General features: G+C 42.1%; 11 protein-coding genes. 2 read left to right on the top strand and 9 right to left on the bottom strand.

Annotated features, from left to right (window positions below):
* Window positions 1-134: 134 nt before the first annotated feature.
* The 4 genes from AB9H30_RS00585 to AB9H30_RS00600 all read right to left on the bottom strand — a co-directional run bounded on the left by AB9H30_RS00585 (window position 135) and on the right by AB9H30_RS00600 (window position 5,115).
* Complete coding sequence (locus tag AB9H30_RS00585) at window positions 135-2,312, bottom strand: hypothetical protein (protein WP_371192629.1); 2,178 nt, start codon at window positions 2,310-2,312, stop codon at window positions 135-137.
* A 500-nt stretch (window positions 2,313-2,812) separates the two neighbouring features.
* Window positions 2,813-3,397: a DNA endonuclease SmrA gene (gene smrA / locus AB9H30_RS00590; protein ID WP_371192631.1), complete on the bottom strand. Its 585-nt coding sequence runs from the start codon at window positions 3,395-3,397 to the stop codon at window positions 2,813-2,815.
* 75 nt (window positions 3,398-3,472) lie between these two features.
* A complete protein-coding gene (locus AB9H30_RS00595) occupies window positions 3,473-3,625 on the bottom strand; it encodes a hypothetical protein (RefSeq protein WP_371192633.1) in 153 nt (50 codons plus the stop codon).
* A 278-nt stretch (window positions 3,626-3,903) separates the two neighbouring features.
* Window positions 3,904-5,115 (bottom strand): M24 family metallopeptidase, encoded by a 1,212-nt coding sequence (locus AB9H30_RS00600; RefSeq protein WP_371192634.1) that lies wholly within the window; start codon window positions 5,113-5,115, stop codon window positions 3,904-3,906.
* 188 nt (window positions 5,116-5,303) lie between these two features.
* On the opposite strand from AB9H30_RS00600, the gene AB9H30_RS00605 reads away from it, so the two are divergent.
* Window positions 5,304-7,655, top strand: a complete 2,352-nt coding sequence (locus AB9H30_RS00605; RefSeq protein ID WP_371192635.1) for a penicillin acylase family protein — start codon at window positions 5,304-5,306, stop codon at window positions 7,653-7,655.
* Between the two features lie 902 nt (window positions 7,656-8,557).
* On the opposite strand, the gene AB9H30_RS00610 is transcribed toward AB9H30_RS00605, so the two are convergent.
* The 4 genes from AB9H30_RS00610 to AB9H30_RS00625 form a co-directional block, all read right to left on the bottom strand.
* Entirely contained in the window at window positions 8,558-9,970 is a 1,413-nt protein-coding gene (locus tag AB9H30_RS00610) for a cellulase family glycosylhydrolase (RefSeq protein ID WP_371192636.1), read from the bottom strand.
* 84 nt (window positions 9,971-10,054) lie between these two features.
* Window positions 10,055-11,779 carry a BNR-4 repeat-containing protein gene (locus AB9H30_RS00615; protein WP_371192637.1) on the bottom strand — a complete coding sequence of 575 codons (1,725 nt, stop codon included), beginning with the start codon at window positions 11,777-11,779 and terminating at the stop codon, window positions 10,055-10,057.
* A 165-nt stretch (window positions 11,780-11,944) separates the two neighbouring features.
* Window positions 11,945-14,656, bottom strand: a complete 2,712-nt coding sequence (locus AB9H30_RS00620; protein WP_371192639.1) for a glycosyl hydrolase — start codon at window positions 14,654-14,656, stop codon at window positions 11,945-11,947.
* An 11-nt stretch (window positions 14,657-14,667) separates the two neighbouring features.
* The gene (locus AB9H30_RS00625; RefSeq protein ID WP_371192640.1) at window positions 14,668-15,300 is read right to left on the bottom strand and encodes a glycosyl hydrolase; all 633 of its coding nucleotides are present in this window, start codon (window positions 15,298-15,300) and stop codon (window positions 14,668-14,670) included.
* Between the two features lie 252 nt (window positions 15,301-15,552).
* Between AB9H30_RS00625 and AB9H30_RS00630 the strand changes: the two genes are divergently transcribed.
* Window positions 15,553-15,894, top strand: a complete 342-nt coding sequence (locus AB9H30_RS00630) for a cupin domain-containing protein (protein WP_371192641.1) — start codon at window positions 15,553-15,555, stop codon at window positions 15,892-15,894.
* A 199-nt stretch (window positions 15,895-16,093) separates the two neighbouring features.
* Here the strand turns inward: AB9H30_RS00630 and AB9H30_RS00635 are convergent, their stop codons facing one another.
* A complete protein-coding gene (locus AB9H30_RS00635) occupies window positions 16,094-17,380 on the bottom strand; it encodes a lactonase family protein (RefSeq protein ID WP_371192642.1) in 1,287 nt (428 codons plus the stop codon).
* Between the last annotated feature and the right edge of the window lie 265 nt (window positions 17,381-17,645).

Here is a 17,645-nt window from a genome sequence, read left to right on the forward strand (position 1 = left end):
CAGCGTATTAGGTGTTCTCATCTAAGTTCATAAACGATAGGGCGCCCACAGTGTGATTTTACATCGCCTTTACATACACGTCAGAGAATAAAACTGGTTTGCTACCGCATTATTTTTGTAGCAATTGATAAAACTTAAAGAAACGAACTTCGCTCCAAAAACGGCTCTTGATCGCGACTTTCTTTTTGTTTGTCATAAATACCTAGCATACCTTTTTCTAACTGCATGATTTGTGGACTGTCACAAGAGAATGTCTCCATCGTTTGTTCCAGCCCTTGCAGTATCTGCACCATAGATGGGTGTGACATCATGTTGGCGATATTGCTGAGTTTTCTTGAGGGGCCAGTTTGACCACAAATTTCGTTACACATAGACACCAGCGGCTGCGGTATCTGATAGTCACTGTAAAGCGCAACACTATCGTGTTTTTCAACAGTATTGCCGAGGCCATCTACAATTGAATAGGCCTTGGTGTCAGAACGAATACTTATTTTTCGGAGCTCTCGTGAACAAGATGGATACTTCTGTTCAAACAAGTGCAAATAATATTCTGCGAAATACGGAAATAAGTTAAGTTGATTGTCTTTGGCGGTCTTAAATCCCATTTCTTTTAATATCGTATTGGTAAGAAAAATGTGGTCTTTGTAACGCTCTCCTATTTGCTGTGTGTATTGCGCGTTGCTTTTAGTAAATGAGGAATAACTATTTTCGTAAATTGGAATAATAAAGCTTGCTGCAGGGAAATTACAAAAATCCTCCGTTATACATTTTTCACTATAAGCTCTAACGCGCGGCTGCGGGGTTACCAAAGATGCATTGGGGGCAAGTTCTTTGAATAAGCTGATTGCGGCTTGTTCGCTGTGAGTGATGAAAATTTGATTGGCTTTTACACTTGGTGCATGTTCAACGCAGGTCGCTCTGCCAAACTCTCCTAACAGGCGGGGGCAAACGGTATAATTTTGCGGAAACGTTGCGGCCAAGGTTAACACAGCGGCTCCTATTCTTTGTGAAGCGCCTAGCGCTGGTTCAAAAAACGCTTCAACTTGTTCGCTCACATCTATAAACACGTCTCCCTTGTGATAATCCTTATATTTGGAAGCGGTAAACGCTTTCTGGGTTTTATCTAGCCACATTATCGTGCGGCTTTCATCATCAACAGTAAATAAGCTCTGGTCACCGTATAGCCTAATCGACTGTTGTGCCTGCGTTCTATGCTTTACAGCGCGAATCACATCAATGCCCGTTGCCTCAACAATAAAGATATCTTTTTGTTTGGATATCAACCATTTATTATCAATCGGCGGCACTGATATTTGTAGGTACTTATTGATTAGTCCAAGGCTATTAGCAGCAATATAAGCATCAACAATTGCGCAAGCTTTATTGCCAATATATTCATGTTCAGAGCTAATATTTAGGTTATGCCACTGCTCTTCATTCAGTAAATTTTGGTCAGACTGCGCTACTTTATGTTCGCTGTACCCTGCGTCTGAAATCTTTTTGATGCGTAGGTACTGTGTCTCCTCTGCTTTAAATGCGGCTACCGCTTCAATATCGTTTGTTGCTAAGGCAGTTTTAGTCTGTGTGAATAGCTGACCACAATTACGTGGAAAGACCGATACTGCCTCCTCGAAGCTAAGGGTTTTAATGGGATCGTTGAGCAAAGCAAGCTCAAGATAATGCGGAGGTTTATCAATCCTCGCGGTTTCATTTGGTATAAACTTTTGCAAGTAACCTTGCATTCGTTCGGACATTTTGGCACGTTTTGCAATGCCACTCTTATAGTCGGCTTTACGAGTTTTAAAATTGTTCCTAGACACTACAAGAGAAAGGTTTTGAGCATCACCAGAGACTATAAACATGGAAATACTCAGTTTTTTTCGACGCTCTAACAATCCGACATTCACACAAGCTTGCGCAGAGCCTACAAGTTCGGCTTGCATCGAGGTCAACACAGGCTCTTTATTATGTAAGGTCGGTAAATTAAATTTTTTCATTGTCTGTTGCGTGTGCTCACCTAGATACGCTGTACCGCCTCGCAAGCCGAATACGCAACCTTCGTTACCAATCGAGATAAATCCACCGATACTGGCCATTTTCACCAAGCCTTTTTCATTAAACCAAAGCGTGAGTTCAACATCTATTGGCTGATTTAATGAAACCGTACCGGTATAGCTGCCCACGACCTGCTGCATAGATTTGAGCTGTGTTTTTGTGTATTCGCTCATTTGGGCAATACTGCTAGGGGGAGTTACCAACATTAGTGTAGTGAGCAGCGCACACACTAATATATTCAATGGCAGGGACTTCATGCCGTCTTCCTTGGTCAATATTCATACAATGACAGTACAATAGTAAAATTAATGAGTCAACTGGATGGCCGGGTCATTAATTATTGTTTGAATATACACAGTCCACTCTTACACGTTTCGGTGTTTGGTGTCACGTATGCAGCTCTTTAGATTGAAATACTATTTATTTCAATCTATATGCCTGTACCGTGTTAAACTAGCTTACTCTTTGCATCTGCGTGTTCAAACTTCCTCAAGAACGACATATGTGTCGTTACTATCAGAGTTGCATGCACTTAGCAATACAATGCATGCAACACTTAAGAGCGTGGTTTTAAATTTCATGATTTTCTCTTATGGTTATTAAATGACACACCAATGTACGCCGCCGGACCTGCAGAAATTGCAATGAGCGATGAATAAAATACTGTGGGTGCTAAGAACGTTGTTTAGATACGTTTCAAAGGGGTTGCTACTTGAGCGACAGCGATATCTAGAGGCTTGACCGCGTTCATGATGTTTTAGAAGCGCTTTTGATGTTGCTCGCGATTAATTTGCTTTTGATTAGGGTGTTTTTTTAATAACACATAAACCGCACCTAAGCCCCCGTGCTGCTTAAGGGCAGTATGAAAGGCAATCACCATGTTCATTTCTCGTAGCCACTGGTTAACATAACTTTTCATAAAGCCCGGAAAAGGTTTGCTATTCATGCCTATACCGTGGTCGATTAAAATGCATCGTATCCCACGCTCATGGCAGGCTTTCAGGGTATCGTAAATGCTAAAACGCGCATCGTCAAAACTTAGGTGTTTGAGCACTAAACGTGAATCGATATCATATTTTCCTAAACGCAGATTTTTATAAACCCCGTCTTGAATACCGTCTTGTTTGTAGGTGATAAAATCATAAGGGTCAATGGGCTTAACATATTCGACACTGAGGCCGTTGTCATCGAGGGCAACTTGTTTCTCAAGGGCTTCTCGTTTCAGTCTTTGTGCAAGGGTTTCAGCCCCTTTGCTTGGCAAAGGAGCTTTGTTAATAGCGCTTAGAGGCTTTACGTCCTGCATTTCATCCATAAATGATGCATCGCTGATGCTTTTGCTCATACTGCCTCCTAAAGCAAATCGTAAGCCTGTTTAATGCTTTCTTATACGGTAAAACCTTGCTTTTTGATTACATTATCATTCGCTGATGCTCAGTCTCAAAGCAACTAAAGCAAACAAGGTTTTGCGCAGTGCTGCGCTATTACTAAACTCGCCCATTACTGACAAGAATATCAGAGCACCGCCACTGTAGGCTGCTGAGCAAGCGACACTGTTTGATGATCCTGCCATCTAAAGGGACTTTGACTTTGGTGCGTGGCATAAAAGAAACATCATGATGCTTGAATATTCCATATTCTGAGGCAAGGCGCTTAGCATCTCACTATCCAGATTTTACTACTAATGCAAATAATACTGAGCTCGAAATAGTCGTTTTCGGCACATTTTGCACAATCTGACAACATAGATAGAAGAGATGAACATAGCATTTTTTAAGCAATTGAAGGCTGGGTTTGCTTGGATGTTTTAAAGCTCAAAAATATCAAACTTATTATTGTCTGAAAATTAGCTTAGCCAAATGGATTGTCAATACTATGGCTTGGCTCAGTAAACCAACTCGGTCCATTATCCGTCATGTAAAAATGGTCTTCTAAGCGCACGCCAAATTCGTCGGGTATGACGAGCATCGGTTCATTGCTGAAGCACATGCCTTTGGCTAAAGGCGTTTTATTCCCGCCTACTAAGTATGGCCATTCGTGAATGTCCAAACCAATACCGTGACCCGTTCGATGCGGGCAACCCGGAGTTTGGTAGTCAGGACCCAATCCCTGAGAAGCAATATATTGTCGAGCGGCATTGTCGACTGCCCCGCAAGGCTCGCCTATGGTTGCTGCATTAAATGCCGCTAGCTGCGCTGCCTTTTCGATATCCCAAAACTTACGCTGACGCTCGCTTGCTTCGCCAAAGACATATGAGCGTGTAATGTCTGATATGTAATCATGCACTTTACAGCCGGTATCAATTAACACCATATCGCCTTGTTTGAGCACCTGTGCATGTTTAACACCATGTGGAAAGGAGCTTGCAACACCAAACAATACGATGCAAAAAACGTTGCCCGGTGCACCCACTTTGCGATGAGCCTGTGCAATAAAGGCTTCTACTTCGGTGGTGCTAATGCCTTCATGCAGCATGCTGGCGGTGGCTTGGTGCACAGCGAGTGTCATATTCATTGCGCCTTGCATCAGCGCAATTTCGTTATCTGACTTATGCATGCGGCAATGCGCAGTCACTGGCTGCGCGTTGATAATATTCAAACCCTGTTGCGCTTTGTTAATACCGTCAAAAATAAAAAACTGCGCGCTTTCATCGATACCGATAGTGGCAGTGTCACCGATATTTAATTGGCTGAGTACTTTTACAAATAGGGCGTAAGGATTTTCATGCTCTTGCCATCCGTGAATAGGACCGTCGATGACTTTGTAGCCGTTTAAAGTGCCGATTTCAAAGTAAGGCGCGATGTACTGTACTTCGCCAGAGGCTGGCAATATCGCGCCTACCATGCGCTCACTTGCATACCATTTCATGCCCGTAAAATAGCTAAGGTTACTGCCCGCATTTAAATAAATGGCTGCGATATCATGCTCTTGCATATAGGCCTGCGCTTTTTTCATGCGGTCAATATGCTCACTGGGCTGAATGGGCGTAAGTCCAGCGGTCATATCTTGCAGTGTGTCGAGTGCTTGAGCTTGTGATTGGGTGCCAATACCAATGGAGGGCATAGTGTTCTCCGCAGTGATTTTGAGCATTGTGTACAATGCGTGGCTTAAATTCAAATTAAAATCAGCGCAATATTAAAAAGCCTTGAAGGTTTTTGATTGAAGCGCTGTTTGATAGAGTGTAATACTAGCGAATGCGAGTCAGACCCTAGCGTGTGATGAATTCACTTTTGAAGGAGCTCAAGACCAAGATGCGACATTTGATTATTCTCTTTGTGCTTTGTACAGGGCTTTCAGCCTGCCAACTGTCCTCAGCCGGCTCTGAAAATAAAACTCAAGTAAAAAACAGTCAAGCAGCTTACAAGGAACTAGCTCAGCAGGCAGTAATTCGCAGAACAACCCATGGTATTCCTCACATTGACGCCGAAAGTTTGGAGGCGGCTGGCTTTGCCTTGGGCTTTTTACAAATGGAAGACCATGCTCATCGCGTGACTGAAATACTCTTAAAGGCACGTGGCGAGTGGGCGAAGTATTATGATTTTAGTCAAGAACAGAGAATGGATGCCATCGACGACGATGCCGCGAGCCGATTGGAGTACAACAGGGCGGTAGAGACATTTGTTCAACTGGAACCGGATACTCAAGCTTTTATCAAAGGTTTCACAGCCGGTCTAAACCGCTACATTGCTCTGTATCCTGAGGAATTTTCTCAGTGGCCTGCACTTGATTTTACGGTGTATGACGTTCATGCCAGAAATATTGCCTCTCCTAGCAATAATTCAATACGTAAGTTCTTACTTGCTTATGCAAAAGAGAGAACAGGTGAAACGAGTATAGACGAAGAAGCCAGCACATATGAACAGGCGAACACAAAGCAAGCAATTAGATCATCTCAGCAGATGGCTAACCTCAGTTTTAACCCAGATGACAAAAACATCTGGTCACGATTAGCCGCCCGAGCCACTGAGCCCAACCCTGATGTTGGCTCAAACGTATGGGCATTCGCACCAGAACGAACCGTATCTGGCAATGCTATTTTGATGCGTAACCCCCATTTGTCGTGGGACGCGGGATATTACGAAGCCCATATAAATGTCCCAGGCCAGTTTAACTTTTACGGTGATTTTAGGGTTGGCCAAGCGATTGGTATCATCGGCGGCTTCAATCAATATTTAGGTTGGTCTACCACCAATAACGCTCCTGACTTAGACGAAGTCTATTCTTTTGATGCAGACCCCGAAAAAGCAAACCACTATATGTTAGACGGTATTTCTGTTGCCCTAGACCGAGAGTTAGTAGACGTCGAATACAAATTTGGCAATGCAGTAGGCACGCAGGTGCGTGAGTTCTGGTCAAGTGTGCATGGCCCCGTAATACTCAGAGACGAAGGCAAAATATACGTGATGAAATCGGCTGGAAATGGCGAATTCAGAAGCGGTGAGCAGTTTTTCAAAATGATGAAAGCACAAAATTTTGAGCAATGGAAGGCGGCCATGAAGATGCGCGCGAGAGTGTCGTCGAATCTGACCTATGCCGACGTTGAAGGTAATATTTACTATGTTTGGAATGCTAGCATGCCAGACAGACCGCATGGAGCAGGGAATGACACTCAGGCGTTTCACGTCACACGTTCAGAGCAAATGTGGCAGGCCTTTATCCCGTTCGAAGACTTACCACAGCTTAAAAATCCTAAGGGCGGATATCTGCGCAACGAAAATGACACATTTCATTTCACTAACTTAAACGAAGTGTTTCCGCCAGAACAATTTCCTGCATTTTATCCTGAGCCAAAGCTGAGGCTTCGCAGCCAACATTCTATTGAATTAATCCATAACGATACAAAGTTCTCTTTGGAAGATGTCGTAAAGCTCAAACATAGCGAACGTATGCTAATGGCCGATAGGGTCAAGCCCGACTTACTCGAGGCACTGGAGCAAGCAGACCCTTCGCCTGAGATGCTCCAAGCCATTGCATTGCTCAAACAGTGGGATAACACCGTTGCTATAGACAGCAGAGGTGCTGTTTTGTTTAAGACGTGGTGGAATCGGTACGTCTCAACTGCCGATAGTGAAGATGTTGACGGTACGCCTGAATCTGTAGGTTATTCGGCCAGTGCAGAAAAATTATTCAAGCAAGTTTGGTCGCCAGATAAACCTACCACGACTCCATTCGGTTTGGCTGATCTTGACCGAGCCGTGGAATCTTTCGTATGGGCACTCAAGGCTGCCAAGCGAAAATATGGTCATTGGAACTTAGCATGGGGCGATGTGCATAGGGCGGTGATTGGTGATGTCGATTTACCCGTCGCTGGCTGCACCGGCATGTTGGGCTGTTACCGAGTAATTTGGTATAACAAACATGACACGAACAAACAGCAGCTAAAAGTACGAGGTGGCGACGGCTGGGTATTTGCGGTTGAATTTGGAAAAGTGCCCAAAGCTTATAGCGTGTTAGCCTATGGTCAGAGCAGCAAACAGGGTTCTGAGCACCATACCGACCAGTTGTTAAACTTCACCAATAATGAGATGACAGATGTTGTTTACACAAGCGAAGACATTTTAAATGCTGCTATACGCGAATATAGGCCAGGCATAGAAGAATGAATTTATCTTAAATCCTGATGTGCAAAGAGCGACCAGGCCAGAGAGCGGCTGTTGAATGTCTTAGATATTTTGATGGTTATGCGCTGCATGCGAATGCGCCTCTTTTTTTATGGGCAATTTGGCGTCCTCGACAGGATTCGAACCTGTGACCTATCCCTTAGGAGGGTGTGCCTGCGAAATGATTTAGAACGGCGTTAAAGAGTTTTTATTGTAAGTAGTTGATATAGTTGTAAAATATTCATAAATACGTGAGCGTCAAATAACCACGATTAACAACGTTAGTGGAGGTGTGGTCAATAATCAAGCTATGTTAGGTGGCTGTTTTTAGCCACTCGTTATGCCTGCGAACTTACCCACTCGTTATACCTGCGAACAATATCAAATAAGCTCTTTATCCGCGAGTATTATGCTGGTTGCTGTTGCGCAAAAGCAAATTGGCTCATTTAAAAAGTGATTTATAGTTATTATTAATTAGTTAAGTTTTGCAAAAGGACCAGAGATAACTAAAGCTTTTCCTAACACTCAATGCTTTTAGGGCTGTCAATTTTTCTGAGACAATTGAAACTATTTCGCCTATGGATGGTTAATAAAAAAATCGACTAAGTGTATTCGGAGGTTGGAAATTGCCTTTTCAGATTTTTCAAAATTGCAGTTCTGAGCCAATTAAAAAATATCTGAGCAACTGTCCGCCTTACCATTAATCTAGATTAGATGGATCACTCATTGAATGCCTCCTCTGTTCAGTTTAGGATGCAAATTAACACACCAAAGCATCACTTAGCGAGAGCGGAAAAGAACTGGTTCAAGCATAGCAAAGGAGCAACTAGGAGCTAGGCGTAATAGTTTAATAACATAAAATTTGCGTTGGTCTCACTTTGCTTAGCTTGGCCAGAAAATACCAATTAATTTTTTGCTGCAGGGTCCGGCGTTTTATATAAGCCAGGGATCACTTGTAGTAATATGTCTTTTTTGTCTGTTGGCCAAGATAAAATAATAAGCTGTTGTTTGCTTTCATCCCAAATGAAATTGCTTGGCTCGGTATTGTTGTTTGACTTATAAACACTAAAACCGAAAGCATCCGGGCGTTTAGTTAATATTAGTTCGTCACCAACCAGAACAGAAAAACCGTCGGGATAATGTCTATCGGCAGCTATAAATATACGCGAAGCACCCTTGCTATTGTCAGTGCTTAATTTTACATCTAGTGTGCGGGTAGCAAAGTGAAACATAAAACGCTTTAAGTCTCCGGCAATTAGCTGTGGGTAAGGGCGCGCAATAATATCGGTGATATATTTCCGTTCAACGGTACCTACCGCTTGTTTGTCTTTGAATATTGCCCAAGTTGATTCGCCACCGGGTAAAAAATTTTGATAACTGCGATTACCTAAAAACCAAGCTTTGATAGCACCAATGCCCATTTCATCAAATATTTCAGCTGTTCGAATATAAAATTCAATGTAGTTCAGTTGTTCTTTCACCGAATTGTCAGTTGTAACGAGCGTTGGGAAACCCCACTCGCCTATTAAAATAGGTGCATTTAATAAATCTGACTCACGTTCGAAACGTTCCATGGTAGGCTTAATATAATCTAAGTCATTTTGATAAATGTGTGGTGCAAAGATAATATTTTTTCGCTTAATTTTTTGCTTAATTTCAGCATATTGATTTTTATTAATCGCTTCGCCTTTATTCATAAAAATAGTTTGAATTAAAAACTGCTTGTCGCTGCCAAAAGACAGTGCTGAATCAATAATCTTTTCGTAAAAAGGGATAAGATACTGATTAGTCAAATCGTCATAAGCAATCTCCATCGAAAGTTTTCTTGGCTCATTAACTAGATCATAAGCAATTACCGAACTGTCGTTTTTAAAAGCCTCCCAGATATGTTGCCACGCTTCGATATAAATTTTTTGTTCATTATTTTTATTGAGCCAAAGGGCTTGCCAACTAAAATTTTCAACGCCATACACCGTCATTTTGAAAACAGTCTTCATGCCAGATTCTCTGCCTAAACGTGTTAAGCGACGTAAACGTTCGATATATTCAGGCTCAAATTGCGCATTTCTGAAGGTACTTAAACGACCAAGTTCTAATCGAATGACTTGTACATTAGCGCCCATACGCACCATGCGCTGATAGTCGTCAGCGCTAAAATGAACTGCACCTGCGTGATCATTCGTATTAACGACATAACCCCGCGGGATCATGTGCCGGCCTTGGTCATCTCGTAAAGCGTGCTTTAAATTAGCAAAGCTCCCCGAGCTGATTACAAAGATGAATAAAGTGCAGGTAAGCTTCCAAAAGCGATGTGTCATAAATAATACTTCCATAATCGACGTTTAAATTTTAGTTATTAATATCCTACTTTAGGGTAAAAATTCCAAACTGCGTTTGCTGAATCAGAGGCGTGGACGAATTTTTCCGTCATGCCAAAGATAGAGGCGGCGAGCTTTTCCTTTGCTCACATTGACAACTACTCCAACCGCATCTCCGGCATCGTTTCGAACAGTCTTCATTTGCATTCCTGCCCCTGTTAGAGCTAGGTGATCGCTTTCAACTACCCAATTTTGTCCTACTACACCGGTGCTTTTATTACTCTTTGCGATCGCAAAAACGGTCTCTTTCTTTGAGTTTTTGTAAATGACCGCGGCAGTTGCTTTTTTACCGTCCGAAGATAGTTCTTCTAAACTTACAATGGCGTCGATTGGTTTGCTATCACTGTCAGCCAAAGTCCAAACTGTTGTTCCAGGCATTGGCTGACCGGTTTTCCACGCATTGCCTGCAAAAGTGGCCATTTTCCACTCACGGGGCTCCGGAAACCTTAATTCGTAGCTCATTGCAGGTTTACCGTCTTGGAGGACAAGACCGCGAGTATCGTTAACAATGGTTCCTGCGCTGACCGAATCGTAGACAAGGGTATGCTTGTCTGCCTGGGTCTTAGTGATAGGTAGAGTGAGTTTATCTCCTTTCACATTGTAGAATGTATCGTTGTTTGTATCGAGCCGCATATAGTAGGCGTTAAAGCGATCATCATGTCGTTTGGTGTGAATTTCTTTAAAGTTGCAAAGGTGGTTCATAGCAGTCACCAAAATATCGGTGTCCGAAGCTTTAAAAATTTTAATATAAAACATGTCTACCTTCATCGGATCATTTTTATGAGAAGTAGGCCAAGTAATAATAACGGGGGGATCGAAGGTTTGGCTTCCGCTCTTCAACTTGTAATAAACCCAAGGGGATTTGTGAGTGCCTGCGCGCGTGAAGAAATACATATCGCCGTTGGGCATTTTGCTGCTTTCGGCATAGGACGCAAAAGGCGAAACATCATGTTTTTGCGAAAAGCTACTGATGTCATTTGGCTTATCTGAAACAACGTGAGTAAATCTTCCGCCTGCATGAGCTGTGTCAATAGAGAGGGGGTTTAAGCCATCTTCTCTTTCACCGCCATGACCTCCAAAGGTAATGTGGAAGTAGCCATCAACGTCTTGTTGCATTGTTGGGTTGCCATGCCCATCTGTTTTTCTACCATTCTTAGAAAGCGTATTATGGCCTGCTTTATATGGACCTTCCCATTGATTTGTTTCCACATCATAGCTCGCTATGTATGGGTCCGTTAGGTCTCCTTCGTACGCCACATAGATTTTCCCGTCAGCGTAGTGACTCTCGCCGGGTGTTCGGTTCATAGGGAGATAACCTGAAAAATAACCATCAGGAAGTTTCGGGAGCACTGGAGCAGGGTCCGCTCGGTCGATAAACGGATCATTTGGTATATCGTAGATATCTAAAAACGTTCTACCTTGCTTATAAGCATCGTAAATCGGTTGAAACTCAGTATATTGGCCGTATAAATACTGATCAATTTTCCAGCGCCAAAATTCACCACTTAAGGTGTCTTCATCTTCCATCGCTTTTTGCAGCGCAGCGAAGGTATTGTCATGGTGAGAATGTTTAATGATTAAAGCGGTTCGCTTTTTGAGGAACTCATCTTCGCTCATAGAAATTTGAATGCGGTCTTCGATTTCTTTACTTTCAACCCCATCGCGGCTAATAAAATTTTGTTGAGCGTGTGCTAGCGCTATATCAACAAGACTGCTTGTGAGCACTGCTACTATAAATATTTTTTTCATTATCATTTTATGCAATATCCAAATTAAAGATAAGTCAGTTTTTGAGTGCGCGATTTAGTATGCCTTAGTGATAGAAGTAGCTTTTAACAGGCATACAGTAAAATCATCTACGTCACTAAAAATTAGGTTTAAATGCCTTATTGCAAAGCGCAACTTAGCAGTAGCTTAAAGACATGGGTTACATGCTTTCACGTTTTTTCGTTTTATCGTTACAGGGCCAATCAATCCAGAAGGGATCAGTGCATCGTCTTTGCTCCAATGCTTCCAAGTAGCAAAAGTATGTCGTTCACCTGGTTGCTGAGGACGTGCGCCGGTTAGCCAGTCGGGAAGCTCAACAAGTTGTTCACCTTGATAACCGTTCTTGACCCAATTAGCCGAATCTGTAAACTGCCGTTCGTCTCCAATTAGGCGATTAGGCCACAAATTGGTGATCTCTATTTCAAGTGTATTACTCCCCTTTATTAAATGGCGTGACAAATCAAAACGATATGGATGCCACATTCGCACACCCAAATCGTGCCCATTTATAGTGACCCGAGCAAATTGATGAACCGTGCCTAAGTCAAGCACATAGTCGTATCGCTTATTTGGCGAATATTCGAAATGGGTAGAATATCTGGCTGTTCCTGAAAAATACTTAATGTTGTCGATGACGTGGTCTTTTAAATCGATCAGCGTCGTCATGTTAATAGCGTTGGGCTTATCCACACCTTTAATAAATTCTATATTCCATGGTGTATCGACTATTTTGCTAACTTCTAATGTCGAAGAATTGAGAAGATTATCTGTGCTTGCTGCGTTAGAAAACACAATAAAATATGACTCAACCTGTTCAATATCAAGCTCAATAGATGTGTAATCACTTGTTTGCTTGAACTTCTTAATAAGCTTGCGTTCCCCTGTAAATGGGTTCCATAGCTCAGGTTGCTTATTAGTGACCCTAAATTTTGCTTCAAATTGGCTTGGTTTTGCACCCACATTAGAAATGAAGTAGATATCTTGATTGCTAGTAGCAATATGATGATGTCGCCAAACTAATTTACTCCTTGCACCAGTGATATTGAGGTCTGGTGCTAATCTCAATGCTTCAAAGGCATCTTCTATATTAATGAACACCTGCGTACTGTATTTGCCTCCCCAAATTCGTTGAGCAATACTGCGTAAATCATTATCTGAGCTTGCGTGATTTTGTAGACTAGGTGAAAACGTAGGCGGCTTTCCAACAATGATGGCCCCCTGTTTTAATAACTCTTCAATTTTACCGAGTACTTCAGGGCGCATGCTTACATCATCAGCTAAATTCAGCAGGCTGTATTGTCGCCCCGTTTCGTACGCTAATTTTTTTGCATCATTTACATATAACTTGTGCAACAAACCATGTGTGCTAATAAATTCAAAGTCATAGCCTTGTGGCAGCAGGTTATCTACAAAGTGACTATCTGATTTTGTTGAGCTATCGTCGCCTAACAGATGTAAAATATCAAAGACGGGCTGACCTTGACTTAACACGCTTTGTACGGTGCTCAAATAACGATTCCATGTTGGCGTTTCGTGCCACCACGTTTGAGTGCGTTCGCAGTGGACTCCCCAATAGTTTAAAGTCATTCCAGGTTGTAAAGTAAGCCAAGGCTGATGGGTAAACAAATGATGAGTGATTTGATTTACACCAGCAGCCAAGTCAATGTCTGCCTGTGGCTTATAAGATTCTGGATGATTTAACCAGCGGTTTGCCTCAGGTAAAGCAGTAAATGATTCAGAATTGACGAAGCGGCCATAAATAGAGCCAGCTGAAGCAGTCATTTTAGCGGTTAAATAGGCATTCTTTTGACTGCGTAAATTGTTGTGACTTGGCAGGCCAGAAAAATTACTGTTTGCTGAGACAATATCTGCTTGACCTAGGGCGTAAAGGTTATCTATAAAAGGTTTCATTGACTGTGCAGAAAATTTAATCCCCATTGCATTGGCCCGCTTCCGCATACCACCATAAAAACGCTCTGCAATAAGATCGGCTATCGACTTTCGCAGGTCCCACAAAAAGCGCTCGGTCACATTCGGGTTATTAATCGTATAGCCAAGTGTAGCGGGCAAAAATAACAGCGGTGAGTAGCCATTCTTGTGTGTAAAGCTCTCAGCAAAATCTTGTGTCCAATTTTGCCGACCTACTTCCCAGCTGTCGACATGAGTCCCCATAAAAGTATTGCCAACTTTGTCACCCGCTAAGTCTTTTGCTTCCCTCAATAAGCCGCTGAAGTGCAGATCTAAGGCATCAGTATTCATTTTATCGACTTCAAGTCCTTCTCCGCCTGCAGAGCCAGGACGATTAATAGCCTCCGTAGATGCCATACCAAACCTAATAATGGTCCAGTTATCACTAGGAGCTACCCAATCTAGCTTGCCGTTTTCATCTAAATACTGACTAACATCAACGATTGAATCTGCCGCAATGCTCGAACCAGCAGGACTAGATTTAGCGAATTCTTTACGCTCTGCTTGTGGATCAAAAAACGGGAATGAATGCGCTGCTTTTTTACACCAATCTTTAATTTTTTGACGGTTGTCTAAGGAGATTTCGCGCACCGCCACGGTTACCTTAGGCATAGCGGTATACAGCAGCTTATTGTCGGTAGGCTTGAACACAAACTTCACATACTTTGCGGTGACTGGCTCAAACTCAAAGCAAGCTATGTCGTCATATATTTGCCCGCGCTTGGCAAATGCGACTTCTTTGTAATTGATATCATCGTTCGACACAAACATGAAGTTACGACCCATCATGCCGTACGCAGCGAATTTAACAAATGCATTTCTGAAGGTATAGTTCTCTGAAAAAGTCAGTTTGACCTCATTCTCACCGCTTACTTCATCTTGCGTAACCATCGTTTGTGTATTCAGTCTTTATCTACAAGCAATTGTCCCTCAACCGCCGAATGGCGTTCAGATGCTTTGCCAGATACAACAATATTGTCTAACAGTGTCGTAAAGTCAGGCTCAATAAAATCGACGGGGGTAGGGAAAGCAAGGGTAGCAATATCTTGATAATAACCAAGTGGGGCATGTGGCTTGCCAAATACGATGGCTTGATTTTTATTACCAATATTGAGCTCACTCCATGCAAGCTCTTTCATTCCCATTTCAGCCGTGATCCAAGGACCACCGGCAACAGACCACCCCTCACTATTGTATAAGTTAACTTGTATATTGTACTTTTGGGCAGTCTCGAATGTATATTTTAAGACCTCTTTATATTGCTCAGATAAAAAACGAATAGGGCCTGCTGGGACCATTTCGTGTTCATTAATATGCATTAAAATAACACCGCCCAAGCCAGCTTCTGACATTGCTTGTAAGTCGGCATTAATGCCTTCTTTTGTTATATTCCCATTTATCCAATACCAAAACGCCCATGGTTTATGCTGTGGGGCAGGGCTATCAAAGCTATCAAGTAAATCATCAGATAAACTCGAATTAGAAAAAAGAATTAAACCTAGCACTAGCGGTATAGCGGCGGCTAAATTGGGCATAGTATAATCTTAGATAGTATTGTTAAATTTGTTACTCAAGTGTAAATAATTAATCAATTTCAATCAATAACAATCTTATTTAAGCATTAAATATTTAATTTTGCCGCGTTTTCAAAGAAAAATAAGTTTAAAAGCCTTGTTATTAATAGCACGCTCCAAGAAGATAAGCTTGTGTCAGATTGATTAATCATAAAGAATCAATACTGTACTTATTCAGTCGAATCGATTTCAGCAAAAAGGGCAATGCAAATAATGAACAAAACAGAATTTTTTATCAATGATAATACGGAGTGGGAAGAAATAGAACCTGGCATAAAGCGTAAAATACTGCCTTACACAGAGGGTTTGATGGCGGTTTGTGTGAGCTTTGAAAAAGGCGCTGTAGGGACTGTTCATAGTCACGATATTCACGATCAAATTGCTATTTGTATACAAGGTACTTTTGAAGTTGAACTCGCTGGAGAAAAACGGATAATAAAGCAAGGCGATGCATTTTTAGCTACTAAAGGAACACCACACGGGGTAGTCGCCTTAGAAGATGATAGCTGTTTAATCGACACATTTAATCCTTATAGAGAAGATTTCGTCTTATAACAATTGGCTCATGCAAGCACTTGAAGATATATCGATATTCATCAGGCATTATTCGTCTCTTTAACGTGTGGTGCTTGAGTCCTCTATATTTTGAATGCTATGAATTACAATTACTCGCAATAAACTCAAATTATAAATCTAGGTCAAACACTTTAAACGGCCGCGAATGCAGCCGTTTAAATTAGACTTGATAAAAAGATTATCGGTCGAAGCTAGCTATTCCCTGAATACCTAAGGCTGCGGGCAGGCCAGCTTCTTGTTCAACCAAGCTTAGCTCACCGGTTTGTTCGTTAACTTTAAAAGCTGAAATTACACCAGCAATGGCGTCAACTGAATATAAAAATCCTTGGTCATTGGCAAATGCCATATCGGTAGGTGAGGCTTCGGTTTCACCTGCAACACTTTCTAATAGGGCAACTTGTCCAACTCTGTCTACAGTGAATGAGCTAATCGTATTTGACGCGGTATTAGAAACGTACGCAAAGCCATTATCATGTAACACCACCCAACAGGCTGCAGCTTGGCCTGTGCTAACTAGACTTGAGATAGGTGATAAGCTATTGTCCAATTGAGGGAAATCAAAACTTGTCACAGCTCCCGACCCAGCTTCGGCCACTAAAGTGGCGCCAAACCGTGTTGTTGCAAATGCAAAAGGCACAACACCTGGTGTGGTAGTGGAAGTAAATGAACCAACAGGCACGCCATTCTCATCTAAATCCACCGTCAACATCTCTTGTCCGCTTGCATTTACGACCATTAAATGGCGATTTAGGGCATCTACACCGACTTGCCCCGGCGCAAATACGTTGTTAAACGGAATTGTTTCGCTATTGCTTAAGCCAAGAGACATACGAGAGCGCTCAAGTAATTTACCGTCTTCGAGTTCGAAAGTCGTCACAATTCCCTCGCCACCCGCATTTAGTACATACACCATACCTTCACTAACAGCAGTACTGACAGGAATATTGCCACCAGAAGATACCTTGTGGGTAACATTGAGTTTTAAGCCAGTTCGGCCTACATCGATAACAGATATACTGTCATCACCGGCGTTTACTGCAATAAGCGCATTGCTTTGCAGATCAAAAGTAAGTGAGCCCTGAGAGCCTAACGGATCCGCTGGCGCATTATTTCCGCCACCTAAGCCCTGCGTTGCGGTCGTCAACGAACGGAAGAAGGTAAGCTCCCCTTGCGTGTTCCGCCTAAAAACCAAAATTTCATTACCTTCAGGCTGGTTAGCCATTACGTAAACAGCACCACCGCGGTCTCTCTCAAAAATACTTTTTGCTGCACTGTTTGAACCATTAGAGCGGTTGCTGATAGATGTAATCGCAGTACCATTCGATGAACTAACGCTAAGCGAACTGCTACTCACTGACACACTTTGTGCGAATGCATTGGCGCTTAATACGAATATAGATAAACTAACAGATGTAGCGATGATGTTTTTCAATGATTTGGTTTTCAATATTTTGGTTTTCAACATACTAGTGACCTTTTTAAATTGTTGGTTAGGGCTCAACAGTTTTATCTAAACTACAGCCAGAAAAACTGTGAACGAAAATATAAACAACAAATAGTGAGTAAGCATCACGGTGACATGCTAAAAGAATCACATAATGCTAACAAAAATAATCTAGCTACAAACTAAATAATTCGGATTATGCAAGACACTCGTAAGTGGATCGTAAGCTGCTTTTCTAAAGTCGCTGGTACTTGTATTTGATGCGCAGATATGTTTTTACCAAGCC

Source organism: Glaciecola sp. SC05 (assembly GCF_041380235.1).
Lineage (GTDB): Bacteria > Pseudomonadota > Gammaproteobacteria > Enterobacterales > Alteromonadaceae > Glaciecola.

Coding starts and splice junctions, on each gene's coding strand:
- AB9H30_RS00585 (WP_371192629.1), bottom strand. CDS start 2,312: ATGAAGTCCCTGCCATTGAATATATTAGTGTGTGCGCTGCTCACTACA.
- smrA (WP_371192631.1), bottom strand. CDS start 3,397: ATGAGCAAAAGCATCAGCGATGCATCATTTATGGATGAAATGCAGGAC.
- AB9H30_RS00595 (WP_371192633.1), bottom strand. CDS start 3,625: ATGGCAGGATCATCAAACAGTGTCGCTTGCTCAGCAGCCTACAGTGGC.
- AB9H30_RS00600 (WP_371192634.1), bottom strand. CDS start 5,115: ATGCCCTCCATTGGTATTGGCACCCAATCACAAGCTCAAGCACTCGAC.
- AB9H30_RS00605 (WP_371192635.1), top strand. CDS start 5,304: ATGCGACATTTGATTATTCTCTTTGTGCTTTGTACAGGGCTTTCAGCC.
- AB9H30_RS00610 (WP_371192636.1), bottom strand. CDS start 9,970: ATGACACATCGCTTTTGGAAGCTTACCTGCACTTTATTCATCTTTGTA.
- AB9H30_RS00615 (WP_371192637.1), bottom strand. CDS start 11,779: ATGAAAAAAATATTTATAGTAGCAGTGCTCACAAGCAGTCTTGTTGAT.
- AB9H30_RS00620 (WP_371192639.1), bottom strand. CDS start 14,656: ATGGTTACGCAAGATGAAGTAAGCGGTGAGAATGAGGTCAAACTGACT.
- AB9H30_RS00625 (WP_371192640.1), bottom strand. CDS start 15,300: ATGCCCAATTTAGCCGCCGCTATACCGCTAGTGCTAGGTTTAATTCTT.
- AB9H30_RS00630 (WP_371192641.1), top strand. CDS start 15,553: ATGAACAAAACAGAATTTTTTATCAATGATAATACGGAGTGGGAAGAA.
- AB9H30_RS00635 (WP_371192642.1), bottom strand. CDS start 17,380: ATGTTGAAAACCAAAATATTGAAAACCAAATCATTGAAAAACATCATC.